The sequence below is a fragment of the Streptomyces sp. NPDC005438 genome, from assembly GCF_040606315.1.
In the GTDB taxonomy this organism is placed as follows: Bacteria; Actinomycetota; Actinomycetes; order Streptomycetales; family Streptomycetaceae; genus Streptomyces.
The window spans coordinates 205668-226167 of the sequence record NZ_JBEXEP010000009.1; the positions used below are offsets into that span (position 1 = coordinate 205668).

The window sequence follows — 20500 nt, forward strand, 5'->3', positions numbered from 1 at the left end:
GTGGCTACAGCCGCGCGGCCAGCCGGGTGCCCTGCTCGATGGCGCGCTTGGCGTCCAGCTCGGCGGCCAGTTCCGCCCCGCCGATCAGATGGGTGGACACTCCCCGGGCCTCCAGCTCGTCCGCCAGTTCCCGTACCGGCTCCTGCCCGGCGCACACCACCACGGTGTCCACCTCCAGCACCCGGGGGCGCTCCCGGTCCGGGCCGAAGGTCAGGTGCAGCCCCCGGTCGTCGACCAACTCGTAGTTGACGCCGGTCAGTTGCTCCACCCCCTTGGCCCGCAGCGTCGCCCGGTGCACCCACCCCGAGGTCTTGCCCAGCCCGGCCCCGATACGGGTGCTCTTGCGCTGCAACAGGTACACCTGTCGCGGCGGCGCCTTGGGCCGGGCCTCGACCAGCGCGCCCCGGGTGCCGTCCCAGGGGCCGACCCCCCACTCCGCCTTCCACTCCTCGGTGTCCATCGGCGCCCCCACCTCGTGGGTGAGGAACTCGCTGACGTCCACCCCGATGCCGCCGGCCCCGATCACCGCGACCCGTTCCCCGACCGGCCGGCCGTGCCGCACCACGTCCACGTACGACAGCACGCTGGGGTGGTCCACGCCGGGGATGGCCGGTATCCGGGGGCGTACCCCGGTGGCCAGCACCACCTCGTCCCAGCCGCCCCCGGCCAGCTGGTCGGCGGTCACCTCGGTGCCCAGGTGGAGGGTGACGCCGGTGCGTTCCAGGCGGCGGCGGAAGTAGCGGATGGTCTCGGCGAACTCCTCCTTGCCGGGGATGCGTTGGGCGATCCCGAACTGTCCGCCGATGTCCGGCAGCGCCTCGAACAGCTCCACCCGGTGGCCCCGCTCGGCCAGCCCGGTGGCGGCGGCCAGTCCGGCCGGTCCGGCGCCCACCACGGCGACCCTCCTGGCCCTGCGGGTGGGGGACAGCCGTAGCTCGGTCTCCCGGCCGGCGCGCGGGTTGACCAGGCAGGAGACCTTGCGGCGGGCGAACACGTGGTCCAGGCACGCCTGGTTGCAGGCGATGCAGGTGTTGATCTCCTCGGCCCGGCCGTCGCCGGCCTTGCGGACCCACTCCGGGTCGGCGAGCAGGGGGCGGGCCATGGTGACCAGGTCGGCGTCGCCGCGCCGGAGCAACTCCTCGGCAAGTTCCGGGGTGTTGATGCGGTTGGCGGCGGCGACCGGGAGGCCGACGTGGGGGCGCAGGGCGGCGGTGGCACCGGCGAAGGCGGCCCGGGGCACCGAGGTGACGATGGTGGGCACCCGTGCCTCGTGCCAGCCGATGCCGGTGTTGATGACGCTGGCGCCGGCGGCCTCCACCTCGGAGGCCAGCGCGAGGATCTCCTCCCAGGTCTGGCCGTTCTCCACCAGGTCCACCAGGGAGAGCCGGTAGACGATCAGGAAGTCCTCGCCCACCGCGCGCCGGGTGGCCCGTACGACCTCCACCGCCAGCCGGCGACGGTTCTCCGCCGAGCCGCCCCAGCGGTCGGTGCGCTGGTTGGTGCGGGGGGCGAGGAACTGGTTGAGCAGGTAGCCCTCGGAGCCCATGATCTCCACCCCGTCGTAGCCGGCCTCGCGGGCGAGGGCGGCGGACTCGGCGAAGGCGCGGATCTGGGCGCGTACGCCCCGGTCGGAGAGCCGTCGGGGGCGGAAGGGGGTGATCGGAGCCTTGATCGAGGAGGCCGAGACCGACAGCGGGTGGTACGCGTAACGGCCGGCGTGCAGCAGTTGCAGCGCGATGTGGCCGCCCTCGCGGTGCACCGCCTCGGTGAGCGGCCGGTGGCGGCGTGCCTCGGCGCGGGTGGTCATCTTGGAGGAGAAGGGGAGCAGCCAGCCGGTGCGGTTGGGCGCGTAGCCCCCGGTGATGATCAGGCCCACCCCGCCCCGGGCCCGTTCGGCGAAGTAGGCGGTCAGCTGCGGCAGGTCCTTGGCGCGGTCCTCCAGACCGGTGTGCATCGACCCCATCACCACGCGGTTGCGCAGGGTCAGATGGCCCAGGTCGAGGGGGGAGAGCAGGGTCGGGTACGCGGTCATGGTTCGCCTTCCTCGCCGGGGGGACTGGCAGCAGAGGGTGCCCGCCAGGGGGTGCCGCTCGTCAGGGGTCGCGGCTGGTCCGGGATCGCGTCGGCCCCCAACATACTGGCCGGTAACCAATCGCGGTAGCCGGGGTGGGGCGACCTTCGGTCTCGCCTCCCGGCCGGCGCGTCCACTGGTGATGACCGCCTCCCTCGTTAGGGGGAGCCGGCGAGGGAGGTAACGGTTCGCCGCCAGTCGTGGTGTCTAACGTCCAGCGCATGTCCGTACCCCCGCCCTCACCGAACTCCGGCTGTCCGTCCGCCGTCGTCGCGACCGCTGTGACCGGGTGCCGCCCGTGAACCGCCTCGGCCCGCTCGCCCGGCCCGACGGTCCGGGCGGGGTCGCCGCGCTCGGCGCCGGCGGCGCCCGAGGGGGCGAGGCGGCCGGCCTGGACGGTGGTCCGGCGCCCCTGCGGCGGCCTCGCGGCCGAACCGCGCCGGCCGTGGGCCGAACGGCCCCGACGACGGCGGGAGTTGGTGGAGGCGCTACGGGCGGGCGGCCGTACCTCGGTGGGGCCCCAGGTGGCCGGGGTGGTGGCCCGGGTGCGGGTGGGTCGGGGCGGTACGGGGTGCCGGCCGGTGGGGTCGCTCGGCGAGGGTGGGCCGGGCTGCCCCGCCCTGGTGTTGGTGGGCCCGGGAGTGCTGTCCCCGCCCGGGGCCCGGGCGGCGTCCCCGGAGGGGCGGGTCACGTCGTGCTGGCCGGTTGCCGGGGTCGGGGTCTGGGCGCCGGCCGGGCCCGGGAGTTGGTGGCGTTGTCCGGTCGGGTGCGCGTCGGGGGTGGGGGCGGGCTGCCGGGGTCGGTGGGGAAGGTGGGGGCGGGCCGGGCCCGGGGTGCGGTCGGGGCGGGTGGGTTGTCCCTGGTAGACCTGGGCGGATGAGTGAGCGAAGCGAGGGGACCACCCCGGATGTGCCGCGACTACAGCGGGAGTTGGCCGAGTTCGCGCGACGGCGCGAGTGGGGCCGGTACCACACCCCCAAGAACCTGGCGATGGCCCTGAGCGTGGAGGCCTCCGAACTGGTGGAGATCTTCCAGTGGTTGACCCCGGAGGAGTCCTCGGCGGTGGCGGAGGACGCCGAGCTGCTGGGGAGGGTCGAGGACGAGGTGGCGGACGTCCTGGCGTACCTGCTCCAGCTGTGCACGGTCGTCGGGGTGGACCCGCTCTCCGCCCTGGAAGCGAAGATCTCCCGCAACGAGTCGCGTTTCCCACCTGCGGAAAATGGTCACTCTATGGAGTGATGGGTGTGCATCCTCTGGCGCCTATGTCCAAAATAGTCCCAAATTGCCGCACAGTCAGGCCTGTTGATGGCTACACAGAGTTACTTTTTAAGGAGGGGGATGGCCCAGATGGAAGCCGCTGGACTCATCAAGGCGACCCGTCAGGCGCTGGCGCGCGGCGAAACGGTGCCCCAGATCCTCGCCGAATCCTGGCAGGCGCAGGCCCTCGCCCGTGCGGTGGGTGGCCGGCTCGCCTCCCGGGGCCCGCGCGAACTGCGCTCCCACGCCCGGGAGTTGGCGGCCACCGGGGGCCGACGCATACCCCGTCAGTTCGCCCAGTACGAGAGCGGAGCCCGGGCCGCCCTGCTGTCCGGTGTCGACGAGCCCCGGATGGTGCTGGTGGACCTGGGCGAACTCCTCGGGGAGTGCGCCGCCGCCCTGGTGGGAATCGCCGCCCGGGCCGAGGAGGCCGCCCTGTACTGGCAGTGCGTGGAGGCCATCGACGCCCTGGACGAGTCCGGGGACCGGGTCGCGGGAATGCTGCGGGCCCTGGAGGTGCCCGAGGAACACGGGGGTCTGGCCGACCACCTGCCGTGACCGCCCGCCCTTCCGTGTCACGTCCAGCGACCGACCGAACCCGCCGGTGGATGTCGGTGCTGGGCGCTCGTGTGTGGTCCCCCCACACCCGCCGCCGACCCGTCCCGGGCGCCGAACGGCGTCACCCCCGCTCGCGGCCCACCGTCGGGTCGTACCGTGTCCCCGCCACCGCCCCCACGGGCTCAGCAGCGGACCGCCCCCACTGAGCGGGCGCCACCGGTCCGGGGCGTCCCCGTCGCTCTCACGGTCACCGTCACCGACGCCGCTGTGGTGGCCCCCCTCCCTCCGCCGTCCTCCGGCACGCGGCACACGGCACCGGAACGTGTGCGCGGTGGTCACCCGAGGTCCGTACGACACCCCCCGCCCCTCCTTCGTCCGTCCCCTCCGACGAGGTCAGGTCTCCGCCCGGCCGGCGCCAGGGGCAAGATGGGACCCATGGAACTGCGCGTATTCACCGAACCCCAGCAAGGGGCCAGCTACGACACCCTGCTGAAGGTCGCCAAGGCCACCGAGGACCTCGGCTTCGACGCCTTCTTCCGCTCCGACCACTACCTGGTGATGGGCGACGGGGACGGGATGCCCGGCCCCACCGACGCCTGGATCACCCTCGCCGGCCTGGCCCGTGAGACCTCCCGTATCCGGCTGGGCACCCTGATGACCGCCGGTACCTTCCGGCTGCCGGGGGTCCTGGCCATCCAGGTGGCGCAGGTGGACGCCATGTCGGGTGGCCGGGTGGAGTTCGGGCTGGGCTCCGGCTGGTACGAGGCGGAGCACACCGCGTACGGCATCCCCTTCCCCAAGGCCCGGATGTCCCGGCTGGAGGAGCAGTTGGAGGTGATCACCGGCCTGTGGAACACCGAGCCGGGGCAGACCTTCCAGTATCAGGGCCAGCACTACCAGCTGACCGACTCCCCGGCGCTGCCCAAGCCGCACCAGCCGCACATCCCGGTGCTGGTCGGCGGCATGGGGGCCCAGCGCACTCCCCGGTTGGCCGCGCGGTTCGCCGACGAGTTCAACTGCCCCTTCGTGTCGGTGGAGGAGGCTCGACAGCAGTTCGGCCGGGTGCGCGAGGCCGCCCGGGAACACGGCCGCGACGCCGACGAGTTGGTGTACTCCAACGCCCTGGTGGCGTGCGTCGGCCGGGACGAGGACCAGATCGCCCGTCGGGCCCGGGCCATCGGCCGGGAGGTGCCGGAACTCCGGGAGAACGGACTCGCCGGTTCACCGGCCGAGGTGGTGGACAAGCTGGGCCACTACCGGGAGGCCGGCGCCTCACGCGTCTACCTCCAGGTGCTGGACCTGCACGACCTGGACCACCTGGAGCTGATCGCCGACCAGGTCGCCCCCCAACTGTCATGAGCCGCCCGCCCGTTGACCTGCCGCGCGCCCTGCGCTCCGCCACGGAGCGCGGGAGCCCGCTGCTGCTCGACGGGGGACTGTCCAACCAGTTGGAGGCCCAGGGCGCGGACCTGCGGGACGAACTGTGGTCCGCCCGGCTGCTGGCCGAGGACCCCGACCAGTTGGAACGGGCCCACGCCGCCTATGTGGCCGCCGGCGCCGAGGTGCTGATCACCAGCAGCTACCAGGCCTCCTTCGAGGGGTTCGCCCGCCGTGGCCTGGACGCCCCGACCTCGGCCCGACTGCTGCGCCACAGCGTGGAGTTGGCGCGCCGCGCGGCCGGCGACCGCCCGGTGTGGGTGGCCGCCTCGGTGGGGCCGTACGGGGCGGTGCTCGCCGACGGCAGCGAGTACCGGGGCCGCTACGGCCTCGACCGGGACCGACTGGCCGCCTTCCACCGGCCCCGGGTGGCCGCGCTCGTCGAGGCCGACCCCGACGTGCTGGCCCTGGAGACGGTGCCGGACGTGGTGGAGGCCGAGGCCCTGCTGGAGGTGGTCGCCGACCACCGGGTGCCGGTCTGGCTCAGCTACACCGTGGCTGACGGCCGGACCCGGGCCGGGCAGCCCCTGCGGGAGGCCTTCGCCCTGGTGCGCGGCCACCCCCGGGTGGCGGCGGTGGGGGTCAACTGCTGCGCCGCCGAGGAGGTGCTGCCGGCCGTACGGCTGGCGGCCGAGGTCACCGGACTGCCGGTGGTGGCCTACCCCAACAGCGGGGAACGCTGGGACGCCGGGCGCCACCGGTGGTCGGGCGGGGCCCACTTCCCGGTGCCGGAGCTGGAGGCGTGGTACGCGGCCGGGGCCCGACTGGTCGGCGGCTGCTGCCGGGTGGGCCCGGACCAGATCGCCGCACTGGCGGCCGTACGCGACCGGGGGCGCCCGAAAACCGGGTGAACCTCGCAGGTCGCGTCCCCATACTCGGACGGGTGTTCCTCACTCTCTCCACCACCGGTGACCCTGACCGCCCGGCGACCGACCTGGGGTACGTCCTGCACAAGCACCCGCACCGGGTGCAGGAGTTCCCGGTCTCCCCGGGGCGGGCGCGGGTGTTCTACCCCGAGGCGGACGACCATCGCTGCACCATGGCGCTGCTGCTGGAGGTCGACCCGGTGGCACTGGTCCGACGGGGCCGGGGCCGGTCGCCCTCCCCGGACGCCAGCCTGGCCGGCTACGTCAACGACCGCCCGTACGCGGCCTCCTCGCTGCTGGCCGTGGCCCTGGCCCAGGTGCTCTCCAGCGCCCTGAGGGGCCAGTGCCGGGCCCGACCCGAACTGGCCTCGCGCACCTGGCCGTTGACCATCGAGGTGCCGTCCCTGCCGGCGCGCGGTGGACCGGCCCTGGTGCGGCGGCTGTTCGAGCCGCTGGGCTGGGAGGTGGCCGTCGGGACGGCGCCACTGGACCCCGAGTTCCCCGAGTGGGGCGACTCCGGCTGCCTGGGGCTGACCCTGACCGGGGAACAGCGGCTGTCCGACGCCCTGCGTCAGCTGTACGTGCTGCTGCCGGTACTGGACGCCGCCAAGCACTACTGGATCGGCCCGGACGAGGTGGACAAGCTGCTCCGCGCCGGCGAGGGCTGGCTGGAGGAGCACCCCGAGCAGCGGCTGATCGCCCGCCGCTACCTGATGCGGCGCCACCAGCTGACCCGACAGGCCCTGGAACGCCTGGAGTTGGCCCGGCTGGCCGAGGTGGACGACACCGGGGTCGAGGAGCTGGACAACGCGGTGGACGACACCCCGGAGGAGGAGGTGTCGGACGACAGCGGGACCACTGAGGACCCGGCCGCCCCGGCCACCCCGGCCACCTCGGAGAACCCGGAGACCCCCGGAGAGCGGGCGGAGCGCCCGGTGCCGCTGGCCCGGGCGCGACGGGAGGCCGTCCTGGAGGCCCTGCGGGACAGCGGCGCGCGGCGGGTGCTGGACCTCGGCTGTGGCCAGGGCCAGCTGCTGGCCGCCCTGCTCGCCGACCCGCGCTACGGCGAGGTGGTGGGCGTGGACGTGTCGATGCGGGCCCTGCGCGCCGCCGAACGCCGGCTGAGGGTGGACCGGATGAGCGAGCGGCTCTCCTCCCGACTGCGGCTGCTCCAGGGCTCGTTGGTGTACACCGACTCCCGGCTGCGGGGCTACGACGCGGCGGTGCTCTGCGAGGTGATCGAGCACCTGGACGAGCCCAGGTTGCCGGCCCTGGAGTACGCGGTCTTCGGCACGGCCCGTCCCACCACGGTGATCGTCACCACCCCCAACGTGGAGTACAACGTGCGCTACGCCTCCCTGCCGGCCGGCACGGTCCGGCACCGGGACCACCGTTTCGAGTGGGACCGCGCCCGCTTCGCCGACTGGGCCCGCGCGGTGGCCGCACGACACGGCTACCACGTGCGGTTCCGAGGAGTGGGCGAGCCGGACCCCGAGGTCGGGACACCCACCCAGCTCGCCCTGTTCCGACGGGACGCCGAGGAGCGCGGCGAGCACACCGACGCCACCGAGGGGGCCGCCGTATGAGCGAGCTGGAGATACCCGACCTGTGCCTGGTGGTGCTGGTCGGCACCACCGGCGCCGGCAAGTCCACCTTCGCCCGCCGGCACTTCCGACCCACCGAGGTGCTCTCCTCCGACACCTGCCGGGGGCTGGTCGCCGACGACGAGAACGACCAGTCGGCCAGCGGCGACGCCTTCGACGTGCTGCACCACATCGCCCGCAAGCGCCTGGCCGCCGGCCGGCTGACCGTGGTCGACGCCACCAACGTCCAGCGGGAGGCACGGCGTCAGCTGGTCCAACTGGCCAGGGAACACGACGTGTTGCCGGTGGCGGTGGTGCTGGACGTACCCGAGGAGGTCTGTCTGGCCCGCAACGCCCAACGGTCGGACCGTGCGGACATGCCGGCCCGGGTGGTGGGCCGCCAGCGCAGGGAACTGCGCGGTTCGCTGCGCGGACTGGCCCGCGAGGGCTTCCGCAGGGTGCACCACCTGCGGGGCGTGGAGGAGGTCGAGGCGGCCACCGTACGGCTCACCCGCCGGTACAACGACCTGCGCCACCTGACCGGCCCCTTCGACCTGGTCGGCGACGTGCACGGGTGCCGTTCGGAGTTGGAGGCCCTGCTCGACCGGCTGGGGTACGTCCTGGAGCGGGACGACCGGGGGCGTCCCACCGGCGCCCGCCACCCGGCGGGACGCACCGCCGTCCTCGTCGGCGACCTGGTGGACCGGGGGCCGGACAGCCCCGGGGTGCTGCGCCTGGTGATGGGCATGGTGGAGGCCGGTACCGCGCTGTGTGTGCCCGGCAACCACGAGAACAAGCTGACACGGCACCTGGCGGGCCGCACCGTACGGCTCACCCACGGACTGGCGGAGACCGTCGCGCAGTTGGAGGCCGTCGCCGCCGAGGAGCCGGACTTCGCCGAGCGGGCCGCCCGGTTCATCGACTCCCTGGTCAGCCACTACCTGCTGGACGGCGGCGACCTGGTGGTCTGCCACGCCGGTCTGCCCGAGAGGTACCACGGGCGCACCTCGGGCCGGGTCCGCTCGCACGCCCTGTACGGCGACACCACCGGGGAGACCGACGAGTACGGGCTGCCGGTGCGCTACCCCTGGGCCGAGGAGTACCGGGGGCGGGCCGCCGTGGTCTACGGCCACACCCCCACCCCACGGGCCTCCTGGGTCAACAACACCCTCTGCCTGGACACCGGTTGCGTGTTCGGCGGCGCCCTGACCGCGCTGCGCTGGCCGGAGCGGGAACTGGTGGACGTGCCCGCCGAGCGGGTCTGGTACGAGCCGGTGCGTCCGCTGGCCACCGAGGCCCCGGGCGGTGCCGAGGGCCGCCCCCTGGACCTGACCGACGTCCAGGGCAGGCGGGTGGTCGAGACCCGCTTCTCGGGCCGGCTCTCGGTGCGGGAGGAGAACGCCGCCGCCGCGTTGGAGGTGATGAGCCGGTTCGCGGTGGACCCCCGGCTGATGCCGTACCTGCCGCCGACCATGGCCCCCTGCGCCACCTCCCGCGAGGAGGGGTACCTCGAACACCCCCGGGAGCCCTTCGACGCCTACCGCCAGGACGGGGTGGCCGAGGTGGTGTGCGAGGAGAAGCACATGGGTTCCCGGGCCGTCGCCCTGGTGTGCCGCGACCCGGAGGTCACCCGCCGCCGGTTCGACGTGCCCGGGGACGTACCGGGCTCCCTCTACACCCGTACCGGCCGGCCCTTCCTGGGCGAACCGGCGCTGGAGCGGGCGCTGTTGGAGCGGCTGGGCCGGGCGGTCGGGGCGGCCGGCCTCTGGGAGGAGCTGGGGACCGACTGGCTGCTGCTGGACGCCGAGGTGCTGCCCTGGTCGCTCAAGGCCGAGGGGCTGCTGCGGGACCAGTACGCCCAGGTGGGCTCGGCCGCCGCCGCGGTGTTCCCGCCGGTCCTGGCCGCCCTGGAGAAGGCCGCGAAACGGGGCCTGGACGTGGACGAACTGGGGCGGCGTCAGCGGGAGCGGGCCGCCGACACCCGGGCGTACACCGAGGCGTACCGCCGCTACTGCTGGCGCACCGGCCAGGACGGCGACCCGCTCGCCGGGGTGCGTCTGGCGCCCTTCCAGGTGCTGGCCGCCGAGGGCGCCTCCCTCGCCCTGGAGCCCAGGGAACGGCAGGTCGACCGGCTGGACCGGCTCTGCCGGACCGGCGACCCCCTGCTGCGCCCCACCGAAAGGCTGCGGGTGGACACCGGCGACCCCGGGTCGGTGGAGCGGGGCGTGCGCTGGTGGACGGAGCGTACGGCGGCGGGCGGTGAGGGCATGGTCGTCAAGCCCTGGCGGCCGGACACCCGGGACGGGCGGGGCCGACTGGTGCAGCCGGGCCTGAAGGTGCGCGGCCGGGAGTACCTGCGGGTCGTCTACGGCCCCGAGTACACCCGCCCCGAGCACCTGGAGCGGCTACGCCAACGGCACCTGGGGCACAAGCGCTCGCTGGCCTCGCGGGAGTACGCCCTCGGGTTGGAGTCCCTGGCCCGGCTGGCCGGGGGCGAGCCGCTGTGGCGGGTGCACGAGGCGGTGTTCGCGGTGCTGGCCCTGGAGTCGGAGCCGGTCGATCCCCGCTTGTGAGGGGTGGCCCGTTCGGTGCCGAGAGGTGCGGTTCCTCCGTATAGCGGGCGGGCCGCACCTCTCAGCGGACGGGCGTTCCGCGCGGGGCGGCCCGCCCGACCCCGACCGATAGGTCCGCTTGGCGGGGTGAGGTCCGTCATCTTCGCCGGCCAACCCCGAGCTTCTGGGGCGCTCCTCGGCGAGGATGGAGGTATGGGATTCCAAGTCGACTCCGAGGCGGGCAGACTGCGCCGCGTCATCCTGCACCGCCCTGATCTGGAGCTGAAGCGCCTGACCCCGAGCAACAAGGACGAGTTGCTCTTCGACGACGTGCTGTGGGTGGGCCGGGCCCGCCAGGAGCACGACACCTTCGCGGACGTGCTGCGGGACCGTGGGGTGCGGGTGCACCTGTTCGGTGACCTGCTGGCCGAGAGCCTGGAGGTGCCCCAGGCCCGCGACCTGGTGCTGGACCGGGTCTTCGACGAGAAGGAGTACGGTCCGCTCGCCACCGACCTGCTGCGGCGGGCCTTCGAGGAGCTGTCCCCGGCCGAGCTGGCGGAGTCGATGATCGGGGGGATGACCAAGCGGGAGTTCCTGGCCCGCTGGGCGGAGCCGACCTCGGTCCGCTTCCATGTGATGGGACTGGACGACTTCCTGGTCAACCCGCTGCCCAACCACCTGTTCACCCGGGACACCTCCGCCTGGATCTACGACGGGGTGTCCATCAACGCCATGCGTTGGCCCGCCCGTTGGCACGAGACGGTGCACTACGAGGCCGTCTACCAGCACCACCCGCTGTTCGCCTCCTCCGACTTCCACGTCTGGTCCGAGGGGCAGGCGGCCTACCCCTCCACCATCGAGGGCGGCGACGTGCTGGTGATCGGCAACGGCGCGGTGCTGGTGGGGATCAGTGAGCGCACCACCCCGCAGGCGGTGGAGATGCTGGCGCGGGGGCTGTTCGCGCAGGGCTCGGCCAAGACCATCGTGGCCTTGGACATGCCCAAGGCGCGGGCCTCGATGCACCTGGACACCGTGATGACGATGATCGACGGTGACACCTTCACCCAGTACGCCGGTCTGGGGGCCCTCCGTTCGTACACCATCGAACCGGGCGCCGAGGAGTCGGAGTTGAAGGTCACCGACCACCCGCCGGAGCACATGCACCGGGCCATCGCGGCGGCCCTGGGACTGGACCGGATCAGGGTGCTGACCGCCACCCAGGATGTGTACGCGGCCGAGCGGGAGCAGTGGGACGACGGCTGCAACGTACTGGCGGTGGAGCCCGGGGTGGTGCTGGCCTACGAGCGCAACGTGGCCATCAACACCTACCTGCGCAAGCAGGGCATCGAGGTGCTGGAGATCCCCGGCAGCGAGCTGGGGCGGGGTCGGGGCGGCCCCCGGTGCATGAGCTGCCCGGTCGAGAGGGGTCCCGTATAAGAATGCGGAGCGTCGTATAGAGTTTCGGTCAGTGGGTGTGACGCGCCGGCTCCTCCGGCCGTCCACCAGCACCACCGACGACCACCGCGACCCGGGAGCCCGCCATGGCGACAGATCTGTTCGGCCGCCACCTGCTCAAGGAGTTGGACCTCACGGCTGAGGAGTTCACCCGACTCCTCGACCTGGCTCGCGAGTTGAAGGCCGCCCGACGGGCGGGGGCCGAGGTGCCCCGCCTGGTCGGGCGGTCCGTCGCGCTGATCTTCGAGAAGACCTCCACCCGCACCCGCTGCGCCTTCGAGGTGGCCGCCGCCCAGCAGGGCGCCCACACCACCTACCTGGACGGCCGCAGCTCCCAGCTGGGGCACAAGGAGTCCGCCCGGGACACCGCCCGGGTGCTGGGGCGGATGTACGACGCCCTGCAGTACCGGGGCGGCGACCAGTCGGTGGTCGAGGAACTGGCCGCCCACGCCGGGGTGCCCGTCTACAACGGGCTCACCGACGCCTGGCACCCCACCCAGATGCTGGCCGACGTCCTCACCATGACCGAGTGCCTCCCCGGCCGGCCCCCGTCCTCCCTCACCCACGCCTACCTCGGCGACGCCCGCCACAACACCGGCAACTCCACCCTGGTCACCGGGGCCCTGCTGGGCATGGACGTGCGGATCGTCGCCCCCCGCCCCCTGTGGCCGGACGACGCCCTGATCGCCCGCGCCCGCGAACTGGCCGCCGACAGCGGCGCCCGGATCACCGTCACCGAGGACGTGGAGGAGGGCGTACGGGGCGCCGACTTCCTCAGCACCGACGTCTGGGTGTCCATGGGGGAGGACCCCCGGGTGTGGGAGGAGCGCATCCCCCAGCTCCTGCCGTACGCGGTGACCGAGGAGGTGCTGCGCGCCACCGGCAACCCCGAGACCCGGTTCATGCACTGCCTGCCGGCCTTCCACGACCTGGGCACCGAGGTGGGGCGGACCGTCCACGAGCGGTTCGGCCTGGAGTCGATGGAGGTGACCTCGCGGGTCTTCGAGTCGCCGAGGTCGGTGGTGTTCGACCAGGCGGAGAACCGGATGCACACCGTCAAGGCCCTGCTGGTCGCCACCCTGACGCGGGACTGAACCCGCGCCGCCCCTGGTGCGGCCGGCCGCGCGGACCCGCACCCTTCCGTGGGGCGCCGGCACCGGCGCTCCTCGGCGGAGGGCCTCCTCAGTCCAGGGCCTCCTCGGCGAGGGTGAGGGTGTTGCCCGCCGGGTCCAGCAGGGTGGAGATGCGGAAGCCGACAGAGGTGTCCACGATCTCCCCGACCTCCACGCCCCGGTCGGCCAGGGCGGCGGTGTGCTCGTCGATGTCGTCGACCCCCAGGGTGAGCATCCCCTGGCCGGAACGGTCCTGGTCGCGGACGACCTGGAGGGCCCCACCGGGGGTGACCTGCCACTCCAGGAGGCCGTCCATGGGCGCCAGGTCGGCGGGGCGGCCGAAGAGTCGCTCGTACCAGGTGGACGCGGAGTCGATGTCGTCCACCGGGAGGACCGCGTAGACCTGTGCGACGCCCATGGGGCTCACCTCGTAGCTCGTTGCCGTTGGTGTTCGTGTGGCTACCGCTCTCCATGCTGGTGGAGCGCCCGGGTGGGCGCAAAGGGTGCTGCGCTGTCGGTGGGGCGGAGGGGTATCGCGTACTCGTGACGACGGTCATAAACCGGTGATACGTTGCTGACGGTAGACGTAGCCGAACCGCCGGCGTCGGCCGGCACAGGAAGGCCGCCCCATGAGCCCGTTCACCGGCACCGCCCAGAACACCGAGAGCTGGCGGCACCTCAGGGTCAGCCAGCGCGACGGGGTCGTCACCGTGACCCTGGACCGCCCGGAGAAGCTCAACGCCCTCACCTTCGAGGCCTACGCCGACCTCAGGGACCTGCTCGCCGAACTGTCCCGCACCCGGGGCGCGCGGGCCCTGGTGCTGGGCGGCACCGGACGGAGCTTCTGCTCGGGCGGCGACGTCGAGGAGATCATCGGGGCCACCCTGGAGCTGGACACCGCCGAACTGTTGGACTTCAACCGGATGACCGGCCAGGTGGTGCGGGCGATCCGGGAGGCGCCGTTCCCGGTGATCGCCGCCGTGCACGGGGCGGCGGCCGGAGCCGGAGCGGTGCTCGCCCTCGCCTCCGACTTCCGGGTGGCCGACCCCACTGCCACCTTCTCCTTCCTGTTCACCCGGGTCGGGCTCAGCGGCGGCGACATGGGCGCCGCCTACCTGCTGCCCCGGGTGATCGGCCTCGGCCACGCCACCCGGGTGCTGATGCTGGGGGAGCCGGTGCGCGCCCCGGAGGCCGAACGCCTCGGACTGGTCAGCCAGTTGGTCGACGACGGCGAGGCCCACCCGGCGGCCGACGCCCTGGCCCGCCGACTGGCCGACGGCCCCGCCCTGGCCCACGCCCAGACCAAGGCGCTGCTGACGGCCGAACTGGACATGCCGCTGGCCGCCGCCGTCGAGATGGACGCGGCGACCCAGGCGCTGCTGATGAACAGCGCCGACTACGCCGAGTTCCACTCCGCCTTCACCCAGAAGCGCCCCCCGCAGTGGCGAGGCAGGTGATCCCGGTGGCCGAGGGCAAGCCCCGACGGATCGCGGTCATCGGCGGAGGCCCGGGCGGCCTCTACGCGGCGATGCTGCTCAAACGGCTGGACCCCGACCGGGAGGTCACCGTCCACGAACGGAACGCCCCGGACCGTACCTTCGGCTTCGGGGTGGTGCTGTCCGACGAGACGCTGGGCGGCATCCAGGACGCCGACGCCGAGGTGTACGCGGCCCTCAGCGCCGAGTTCGTACGGTGGGAGGACATCGCGATCACCCACCGGGGCCGCACCCTCACCTCCACCGGACACGGCTTCGCGGCCGTCTCCCGGCAACGGCTGCTCGCCCTGCTGCACGACCGCTGCCGCGCGCTCGGCGTACGGCTGCGCTTCCACCACGAGGCGCCACCGGCGACCGAACTGGCCGCCGACCACGACCTGGTGGTCGCCGCCGACGGGGTGCACAGCGCCACCAGGGCGGCCCTCGCCGACCACCTGCGGCCCCGGCTGACCACCCACCACTGCCGCTACATCTGGCTGGCCGCCGACCGCGCCCTGGACTCCTTCCGCTTCGACATCGCCGAGACCCCGCACGGCGTGATGCAACTGCACGGCTACCCCTACGCCGCGCCCACCGGCTCGACCCCCGGAGCCAGCACGGTGATCGTGGAGATGAGGGAGGAGACCTGGCGGTCGGCCGGGCTGGACCGGCTGGACGAGGAGGAGTCCGCGCGGCGCTGCGCCGCCCTGTTCCCCGAGACCCTGGACGGCTGCCGGCTGCGGGGCAACAACTCCAGCTGGATCCCCTTCCGCACGGTCGTCAACGAGCGCTGGTCGCACGGCAACATCGTGCTGCTGGGCGACGCCGCCCACACCGCCCACTTCTCCATCGGCTCGGGCACCAAGCTGGCCGTCGAGGACGCCCTCGCCCTGGCCGCCTGCGTCGAGGAACAGCCCGACCTGCCCTCCGCCCTGGCCGCGTACGAGGAGGAGCGCCGTCCGGTGGTGCGCTCCACCCAGCGGGCCGCCCGGGCCAGCCTGGAGTGGTTCGAGGACCTGCCGGCCTACCTGGACCAGCCGCCCCACCAGTTCGCCTTCAACCTGCTCACCCGCAGCCGCCGCATCACCCACGACAACCTGCGGCTGCGTGACCCGGAGTTCGTGGCCCGGGTGGAGCGGGAGGCGGGCGTCCCCGAGGGCACCCCGCCGATGTTCACCCCGTACACCCTGGGCGGGCTGCGGCTGCGGAACCGGGTGGTGGTCTCCCCGATGGACATGTACCAGGCCACCGACGGGCTGCCGGACGACTTCCACCTGGTCCACCTGGGCGCTCGCGCCCTGGGCGGGGCCGGGCTGGTGATGACCGAGATGGTCTGTGTCAGCGCCGAGGGCCGGATCACCCCCGGCTGCACCGGCCTGTACACCGACGCCCAGGAGGACGCCTGGCGGCGGATCACCGGGTTCGTCCACCAGCGGGCCCCCGGCTGCGCCCTCGGCGTCCAGCTGGGCCACTCCGGGCGGAAGGGCTCCACCCGGCTGATGTGGGAGGGCATCGACCAGCCGCTGCCGGAGGGCAACTGGCCCGTGGTGGCCCCCTCCCCGCTGCCGTACCGGGCCGGGGTCAACCAGGTGCCCCGGGAGCTGGACCGGCCCCGACTGGCCGCCGTCCGCGAGGAGTTCGTACGGGCCGCCGAACGGGCCGCCCGCGCCGGGTTCGACCTGCTGGAGCTGCACTGTGCCCACGGCTACCTGCTGTCCAGTTTCCTGTCCCCGCTGACCAACCAGCGCCGGGACGAGTACGGGGGCGACCTCGCCGGTCGCCTGCGCTACCCCCTGGAGGTCTTCGCCGCCGTCCGCGAGGTGTGGCCCGCCGACCGGCCGATGACGGTACGGATCTCGGCCACCGACTGGGCCGAGGGCGGCACCTCCCCGCGGGACGCCCTGGACATCGCCACCGCCTTCGCCGAGGCCGGCGCGGACGCCATCGACGTGTCCACCGGGCAGGTGGTGCCCGAGGAGGCCCCCGACTTCGGCCGCTCCTACCAGGTGCCGTACGCGGACCGTATCCGCAACACCGTGGGCGTACCGGTGGTCGCGGTGGGCGCCATCTCCTCCTGGGACGACGTGAACTCGCTGGTGCTGGCCGGCCGGGCGGACCTGTGCGCGCTGGCCCGCCCGCACCTGTACGACCCGCACTGGACCCTGCACGCGGCGGCCGAGCAGGAGTACGCGGGCCCCGGCGCCCCCTGGCCCACCTCCTACCGGGCCGGCAGCAGACGTCCGCCCACCGGACGGCTGGACGCCCCCAAACCCCGGCTGAGCCTGGACCGTTGAGCCGGCGTCAGGGGCGCCGCCGGAACCCGGGACGGACGCGGGCGCCGTGGTGTCTCACGCTGTGGAGCACCCTGGCCACTGACCGCACGACGTGCTAGAAAGCAGGGGCCATGGACCACAGCCCCCTTGTGGAACGCCTCCACATCGACCTCTGCCGCGTGGCCAGTTCTCACTGTTGAACCGGCCCGAGGCCGGCCCTGTCCGCTGACCGGACACCAGGGCCCGGCCCCACCGAGGCGAGGCCCCCGACGGGACGTCGGCCAGGTCCACCCCAGAGCACCGGGTGCCCGGCCGAAGTGCGTCCCGGGCGCGTGGAGGCGGTCTTCCCCGGCGACCGGTGGTGGTGTTGAGTGATCGTCCGGTGAACCGGACGGTTCACCACCGGTACTCCGTGCCCTCCCACGGGACGGCGAAAGAGGCCCGGAGGCCCCGGACGCGCCGGACGCGCTGACCCCCGGAGGGGGCGCGGTCCACGCGGTGGTACGAGAGACGACGACAGCGAGCGAGAGGGAGGAAGACAGATGACCATCACCCAGTCCACCAAGGTCGGCTCCCCACCGCTGCGCGACCACCGCGTCCCCGGGGACACCCTGGTCGAGGGCCCGCGTACGGTGCGCCGACTGGCCCCCGGGCAGGTCGACAAGCCCTACCAGCTGTTCGAACTGGCCCCGCTGGGCCCCCTGTTGGGCGCGGAGATACGCGGGCTCGACCTGTCCCGGCCGCTGACCCCCGCGCTGCGCGAGGAACTCCACCGGGCCCTGCTGGAGTGGAAGGTGCTGTTCTTCCGGGCCCAGCGCCTCTCCTCCCGGGCCCAACGCGACTTCGCCCGCACCTGGGGCGAGTTGGAGACCAACCCGTTCCTGGCCACCGGGGACGACTCCGAGGTGGCCCGTTTCGACCGGAACGCGCTGCCCACCTTCGAGAACGTGTGGCACGCCGACACCACCTTCCGGGAGAACCCCTCCCTGGGGGCGGTGCTCCAACTGCACCAGCTGCCACCGGCCGGCGGCGACACCATGTGGGCCGACATGGGCGCCGCGTACGACAACCTGCCGCCCGAGGTACGGGAACGGGTGGACGGATTGCGCGCGGTCCACGACTTCCTGCCCGGGTTCGCCCGGTTCGCCGCCCCCGAGCAACTGGCGCGGTTCCAGGAGGAGTTCCCGCCCGTGGAGCACCCGGTGGTGCGGGTCCACCCGGAGACCGGGCGCCGCACGCTGTTCGTCAACGTCTCCTTCACCACCCGGATCGTCGGGCTGGAGCGGGAGGAGAGCGACCGGCTCCTGCGGCAGCTGTTCCAGCAGGCCCATCTGCCCGAGGTCCAGGTCAGGTACCGCTGGCGTCCCGGTGACATCGCCTTCTGGGACAACCGGGCCACCCAGCACTACGCGGTCAACGACTACGCGCCGCACCGCAGGGTGGCCGAGCGGGTCGCCATCGTGGGGGACCGCCCCTACTGACCGGCCGTGCCACGCCCCCGACCCCCGCCACCCGGCGGGAGTCGGGGGCGTGGCCGTGGTGACGGGGTCACTCGTCCCACCAACGGTCCTCCGGGCCACGACGGTTGGCCACCACGGCGGCGACCGGGGGAATGACCATGGCCACCACGCACATGCCCACCGCCAGTGGCACCGACCACAGCCGCACCAGGGCGCCGGCCCCGACGAACAGCAGCAGGCAGCAGGCCATCAACGCGAGGTAGCGGCGACGGCGCCGGGCGTACCGCCGTCGGGCCGGCCCCGACTCGGGGGCGTGGGGTCCCGTGCTCACCCTTCCACCGTAGGCCCCTCGCACCGGGACACCACCGGCCGCCCAGGGCGGGGAAAACCAGGAGACACCGGCCCGGGCGGGCGTGAGGATGCCGGCCATGGAACGTGAACGCGTCAGCGCCCTGTGGCACCGGAACCATCCGATCGCCGGCCCCCTGGACGACTCCACCGTGACCACACTGCTGGACCGCTCCCTGCCGAAGGGCCCCGCCCGGCTGCTGGACCTGGGCTGCAAGGAGGGCGAGTGGCTGCGGCGCGCCCTGCGAAGGCACCCGGAGACCACGGCGGTGGGCGTGGACATCGACGGGGAGGCGGTGCGCCGGGGGCGGGACCGCGGCGACACCGAGGGGCTGGCCGACCGCCTGGAACTGCTCGACCAGGACGCCCGGGCGTACGCCGACAGCGCCGGTACCCGCTTCGACGTGGTGCTGAGCGTGGGCGCGGCCCACGCCTTCGGGGGGTTGGCGCCCACCCTCCGGGCGGTGGAGGGCCTGCTGGCCGAAGGGGGCACCGCGCTGGTGGGCGACGGGTTCTGGGAGCGGCCCCCGGGGCCGGCCACCCTGGACGCCGGCTTCGAGGCGGAGGAGTACCAGGACCTGGCGGGCACCGTACGGGCGGTGCGCGAGGCCGGCTGGGTGCCGGTGTACGGACATGTGAGCACCCCCGGGGAGTGGGACGCCTACGAGTGGAACTGTGTCGGCACCCTGAGCGCCTGGGCGCTGGACCACCCCCGCGACCCCGACAGCCGGGAGGCGTTGACCTTCGCTGACCGGCACCGTGAGGCCTGGCTCAGCGGCTATCGCGGCACCCTGGGCTTCGTCACCCTGGTCCTCCGCGGAGGACCCGCGCCGGCCCCGTAGGGCGAGCCCGCGTCCGGGAAGCGGCCGGGCGCGGTCAGCGCCCGTGCCGGTGACCGCGTACGCACCGGTCGGCGGCCCACCAGCCGGCCACCGCCGCGCCCACCGCGAACGCCCAGGTGGGGGTGCGGGGTACGCCGAGCCCGGACAGCGCCGCCCCGACCAGCCCCAGGCACAGGACGGCGGCGGTGAGGCGTACCCCCCACTCCAGACGCTCCCGCAGGAGGTCCTCGTCATGGGTCATGGCTGTCCCTCCGGTGCGGTCGTGGTCCTCGCCGGCCCGGGTTCCGGGGAGGGCGCGGCGTGCCGCTCGCCTGCCCCCACTCCGGTACGGAACCCCGGTCGGTTCGCGGGCGCCGACGAGACGGGTCACTCTGCCCGGGGCAGTCCGGCCACCCGTCGGACGTGGGACCGGCCGGGTCGCCACAGCCGCTGGCGCAGCCGGTCGAAGACCTCGGCCGAGCGTTGTCCGGGCCAGTCCTCGGGCAGCGTCCGGCGGGGCAGGCCCGGGTCGGCGTAGGGGAGCCGGCGCCAGGCGTCCAGGGCCAGCAGGTAGTCCCGGTACGCCTCCTCGGGGTCGTCGGGGCCCTCGGGGGAGTCCCGCGACCACCGTTCCAGCACCGGTTCCTGGGTGGCGAGGAAGGCGCGGTGCCGCCCGGCCAGGTCCTCCAGGTCCCACCAGCGGGCCACCGCCTCAGGGGTGGCCTGGAAGCCGGAGTGCTCTCCGGTGAACAGGTCGACGTACGGCGTCAGGTCCAGCCGGTCCAGTGCGTGACGGGTCTCGGACTCCAGGTGCGCGGGGGCGATCCACACCCCGGGGGCGGCGGTGCCGAAGCCCAACCGGGCCAGCCGGGACCGGAGTTGGTGCCGTTGGCTGCGTTGGCTCTCCGGTACGGAGAACACCACCAGCAGCCAGCGGTCGTCCGGGTCGGGGCGGTGGAAGATGCGTCGGTCGCCGTCCTCCAGCAGTTCCCGTGCGGCGGGGGAGGGGCGGTAGCCGGCGCCCCGGGTGCCGGAGCCGTGCGCGGTGAGCAGCCCGCGCCGCTTCAGCCGGGAGACCGCCGAACGTACCGAGGGGGCGTCCACCCCCAGTGGGGCCAGCAGCCGGATCAGGGTGGCCACCGGCACGGTGCCCTGGTCGGGGAAGTCGCGTCCCCAGGCGCCGTAGCAGGTGAGGATGAGGGAACCGGGGGAGGGGCGGGCGCTGGACACGG

Annotated in this window: 18 protein-coding genes; 13 read left to right on the top strand and 5 right to left on the bottom strand. The window is 73.8% G+C overall.

Annotation, left to right across the window (positions count from 1 at the left end; all coding sequences use genetic code 11):
• Nucleotides 1-4: 4 nt before the first annotated feature.
• Entirely contained in the window at nt 5-2032 is a 2028-nt protein-coding gene (locus ABZT14_RS20155) for an NADPH-dependent 2,4-dienoyl-CoA reductase (protein WP_356304611.1), read from the bottom strand.
• A gap of 915 nt (nt 2033-2947) precedes the next feature.
• Here ABZT14_RS20155 and ABZT14_RS20160 point away from each other — a divergent pair.
• The 8 genes from ABZT14_RS20160 (at nt 2948) to argF (ending at nt 12873) form a co-directional block, all read left to right on the top strand.
• Nucleotides 2948-3310 (top strand): nucleotide pyrophosphohydrolase, encoded by a 363-nt coding sequence (locus tag ABZT14_RS20160; protein ID WP_356304614.1) that lies wholly within the window; start codon nt 2948-2950, stop codon nt 3308-3310.
• 99 nt (nt 3311-3409) lie between these two features.
• Nucleotides 3410-3886: a DUF6099 family protein gene (locus tag ABZT14_RS20165; RefSeq protein ID WP_356304616.1), complete on the top strand. Its 477-nt coding sequence runs from the start codon at nt 3410-3412 to the stop codon at nt 3884-3886.
• Between the two features lie 435 nt (nt 3887-4321).
• Nucleotides 4322-5245 carry an LLM class F420-dependent oxidoreductase gene (locus ABZT14_RS20170; protein WP_356304619.1) on the top strand — a complete coding sequence of 308 codons (924 nt, stop codon included), beginning with the start codon at nt 4322-4324 and terminating at the stop codon, nt 5243-5245.
• Nucleotides 5242-6174, top strand: a complete 933-nt coding sequence (gene mmuM, locus ABZT14_RS20175) for a homocysteine S-methyltransferase (RefSeq protein ID WP_356304622.1) — start codon at nt 5242-5244, stop codon at nt 6172-6174. Before ABZT14_RS20170 ends, mmuM begins: the two co-directional genes overlap by 4 nt.
• Before the next feature lie 32 nt (nt 6175-6206).
• Nucleotides 6207-7775 carry a 3' terminal RNA ribose 2'-O-methyltransferase Hen1 gene (locus tag ABZT14_RS20180; RefSeq protein ID WP_356304625.1) on the top strand — a complete coding sequence of 523 codons (1569 nt, stop codon included), beginning with the start codon at nt 6207-6209 and terminating at the stop codon, nt 7773-7775.
• Nucleotides 7772-10345, top strand: a complete 2574-nt coding sequence (locus ABZT14_RS20185; protein WP_356304628.1) for a polynucleotide kinase-phosphatase — start codon at nt 7772-7774, stop codon at nt 10343-10345. Before ABZT14_RS20180 ends, ABZT14_RS20185 begins: the two co-directional genes overlap by 4 nt.
• A gap of 192 nt (nt 10346-10537) precedes the next feature.
• A complete protein-coding gene (locus ABZT14_RS20190; RefSeq protein WP_356304631.1) occupies nt 10538-11761 on the top strand; it encodes an arginine deiminase in 1224 nt (407 codons plus the stop codon).
• Between the two features lie 104 nt (nt 11762-11865).
• Nucleotides 11866-12873: an ornithine carbamoyltransferase gene (gene argF / locus ABZT14_RS20195; RefSeq protein WP_356304633.1), complete on the top strand. Its 1008-nt coding sequence runs from the start codon at nt 11866-11868 to the stop codon at nt 12871-12873.
• Nucleotides 12874-12961: 88 nt separating this feature from the next.
• Here argF and ABZT14_RS20200 read toward each other — a convergent pair whose 3' ends face one another.
• Entirely contained in the window at nt 12962-13309 is a 348-nt protein-coding gene (locus ABZT14_RS20200; protein WP_356304636.1) for a VOC family protein, read from the bottom strand.
• Nucleotides 13310-13520: 211 nt separating this feature from the next.
• Between ABZT14_RS20200 and ABZT14_RS20205 the strand changes: the two genes are divergently transcribed.
• From ABZT14_RS20205 to ABZT14_RS20220, 4 genes are all read left to right on the top strand, one after another.
• Nucleotides 13521-14348, top strand: a complete 828-nt coding sequence (locus ABZT14_RS20205; RefSeq protein ID WP_356304639.1) for an enoyl-CoA hydratase family protein — start codon at nt 13521-13523, stop codon at nt 14346-14348.
• A gap of 71 nt (nt 14349-14419) precedes the next feature.
• Complete coding sequence (locus tag ABZT14_RS20210; RefSeq protein ID WP_356304733.1) at nt 14420-16660, top strand: bifunctional salicylyl-CoA 5-hydroxylase/oxidoreductase; 2241 nt, start codon at nt 14420-14422, stop codon at nt 16658-16660.
• Between the two features lie 110 nt (nt 16661-16770).
• On the top strand, nt 16771-16839 hold the full coding sequence (locus ABZT14_RS20215) for a putative leader peptide (protein WP_356304735.1): 69 nt from the start codon (nt 16771-16773) through the stop codon (nt 16837-16839).
• Between the two features lie 342 nt (nt 16840-17181).
• Nucleotides 17182-18120: a TauD/TfdA family dioxygenase gene (locus ABZT14_RS20220; RefSeq protein WP_356304642.1), complete on the top strand. Its 939-nt coding sequence runs from the start codon at nt 17182-17184 to the stop codon at nt 18118-18120.
• 67 nt (nt 18121-18187) lie between these two features.
• Here ABZT14_RS20220 and ABZT14_RS20225 read toward each other — a convergent pair whose 3' ends face one another.
• Complete coding sequence (locus tag ABZT14_RS20225) at nt 18188-18430, bottom strand: DUF3099 domain-containing protein (protein ID WP_356304645.1); 243 nt, start codon at nt 18428-18430, stop codon at nt 18188-18190.
• A 97-nt stretch (nt 18431-18527) separates the two neighbouring features.
• Here ABZT14_RS20225 and ABZT14_RS20230 point away from each other — a divergent pair, with 97 nt between their 5' ends.
• Nucleotides 18528-19289, top strand: coding sequence for a class I SAM-dependent methyltransferase (locus ABZT14_RS20230; RefSeq protein WP_356304648.1), 762 nt, complete (start codon nt 18528-18530; stop codon nt 19287-19289).
• A gap of 34 nt (nt 19290-19323) precedes the next feature.
• Here the strand turns inward: ABZT14_RS20230 and ABZT14_RS20235 are convergent, their stop codons facing one another.
• Nucleotides 19324-19530 carry a hypothetical protein gene (locus ABZT14_RS20235; protein WP_356304651.1) on the bottom strand — a complete coding sequence of 69 codons (207 nt, stop codon included), beginning with the start codon at nt 19528-19530 and terminating at the stop codon, nt 19324-19326.
• A gap of 125 nt (nt 19531-19655) precedes the next feature.
• On the bottom strand, nt 19656-20498 hold the full coding sequence (locus ABZT14_RS20240) for a PaaX family transcriptional regulator C-terminal domain-containing protein (protein ID WP_356304654.1): 843 nt from the start codon (nt 20496-20498) through the stop codon (nt 19656-19658).
• Nucleotides 20499-20500 lie beyond the last annotated feature (2 nt).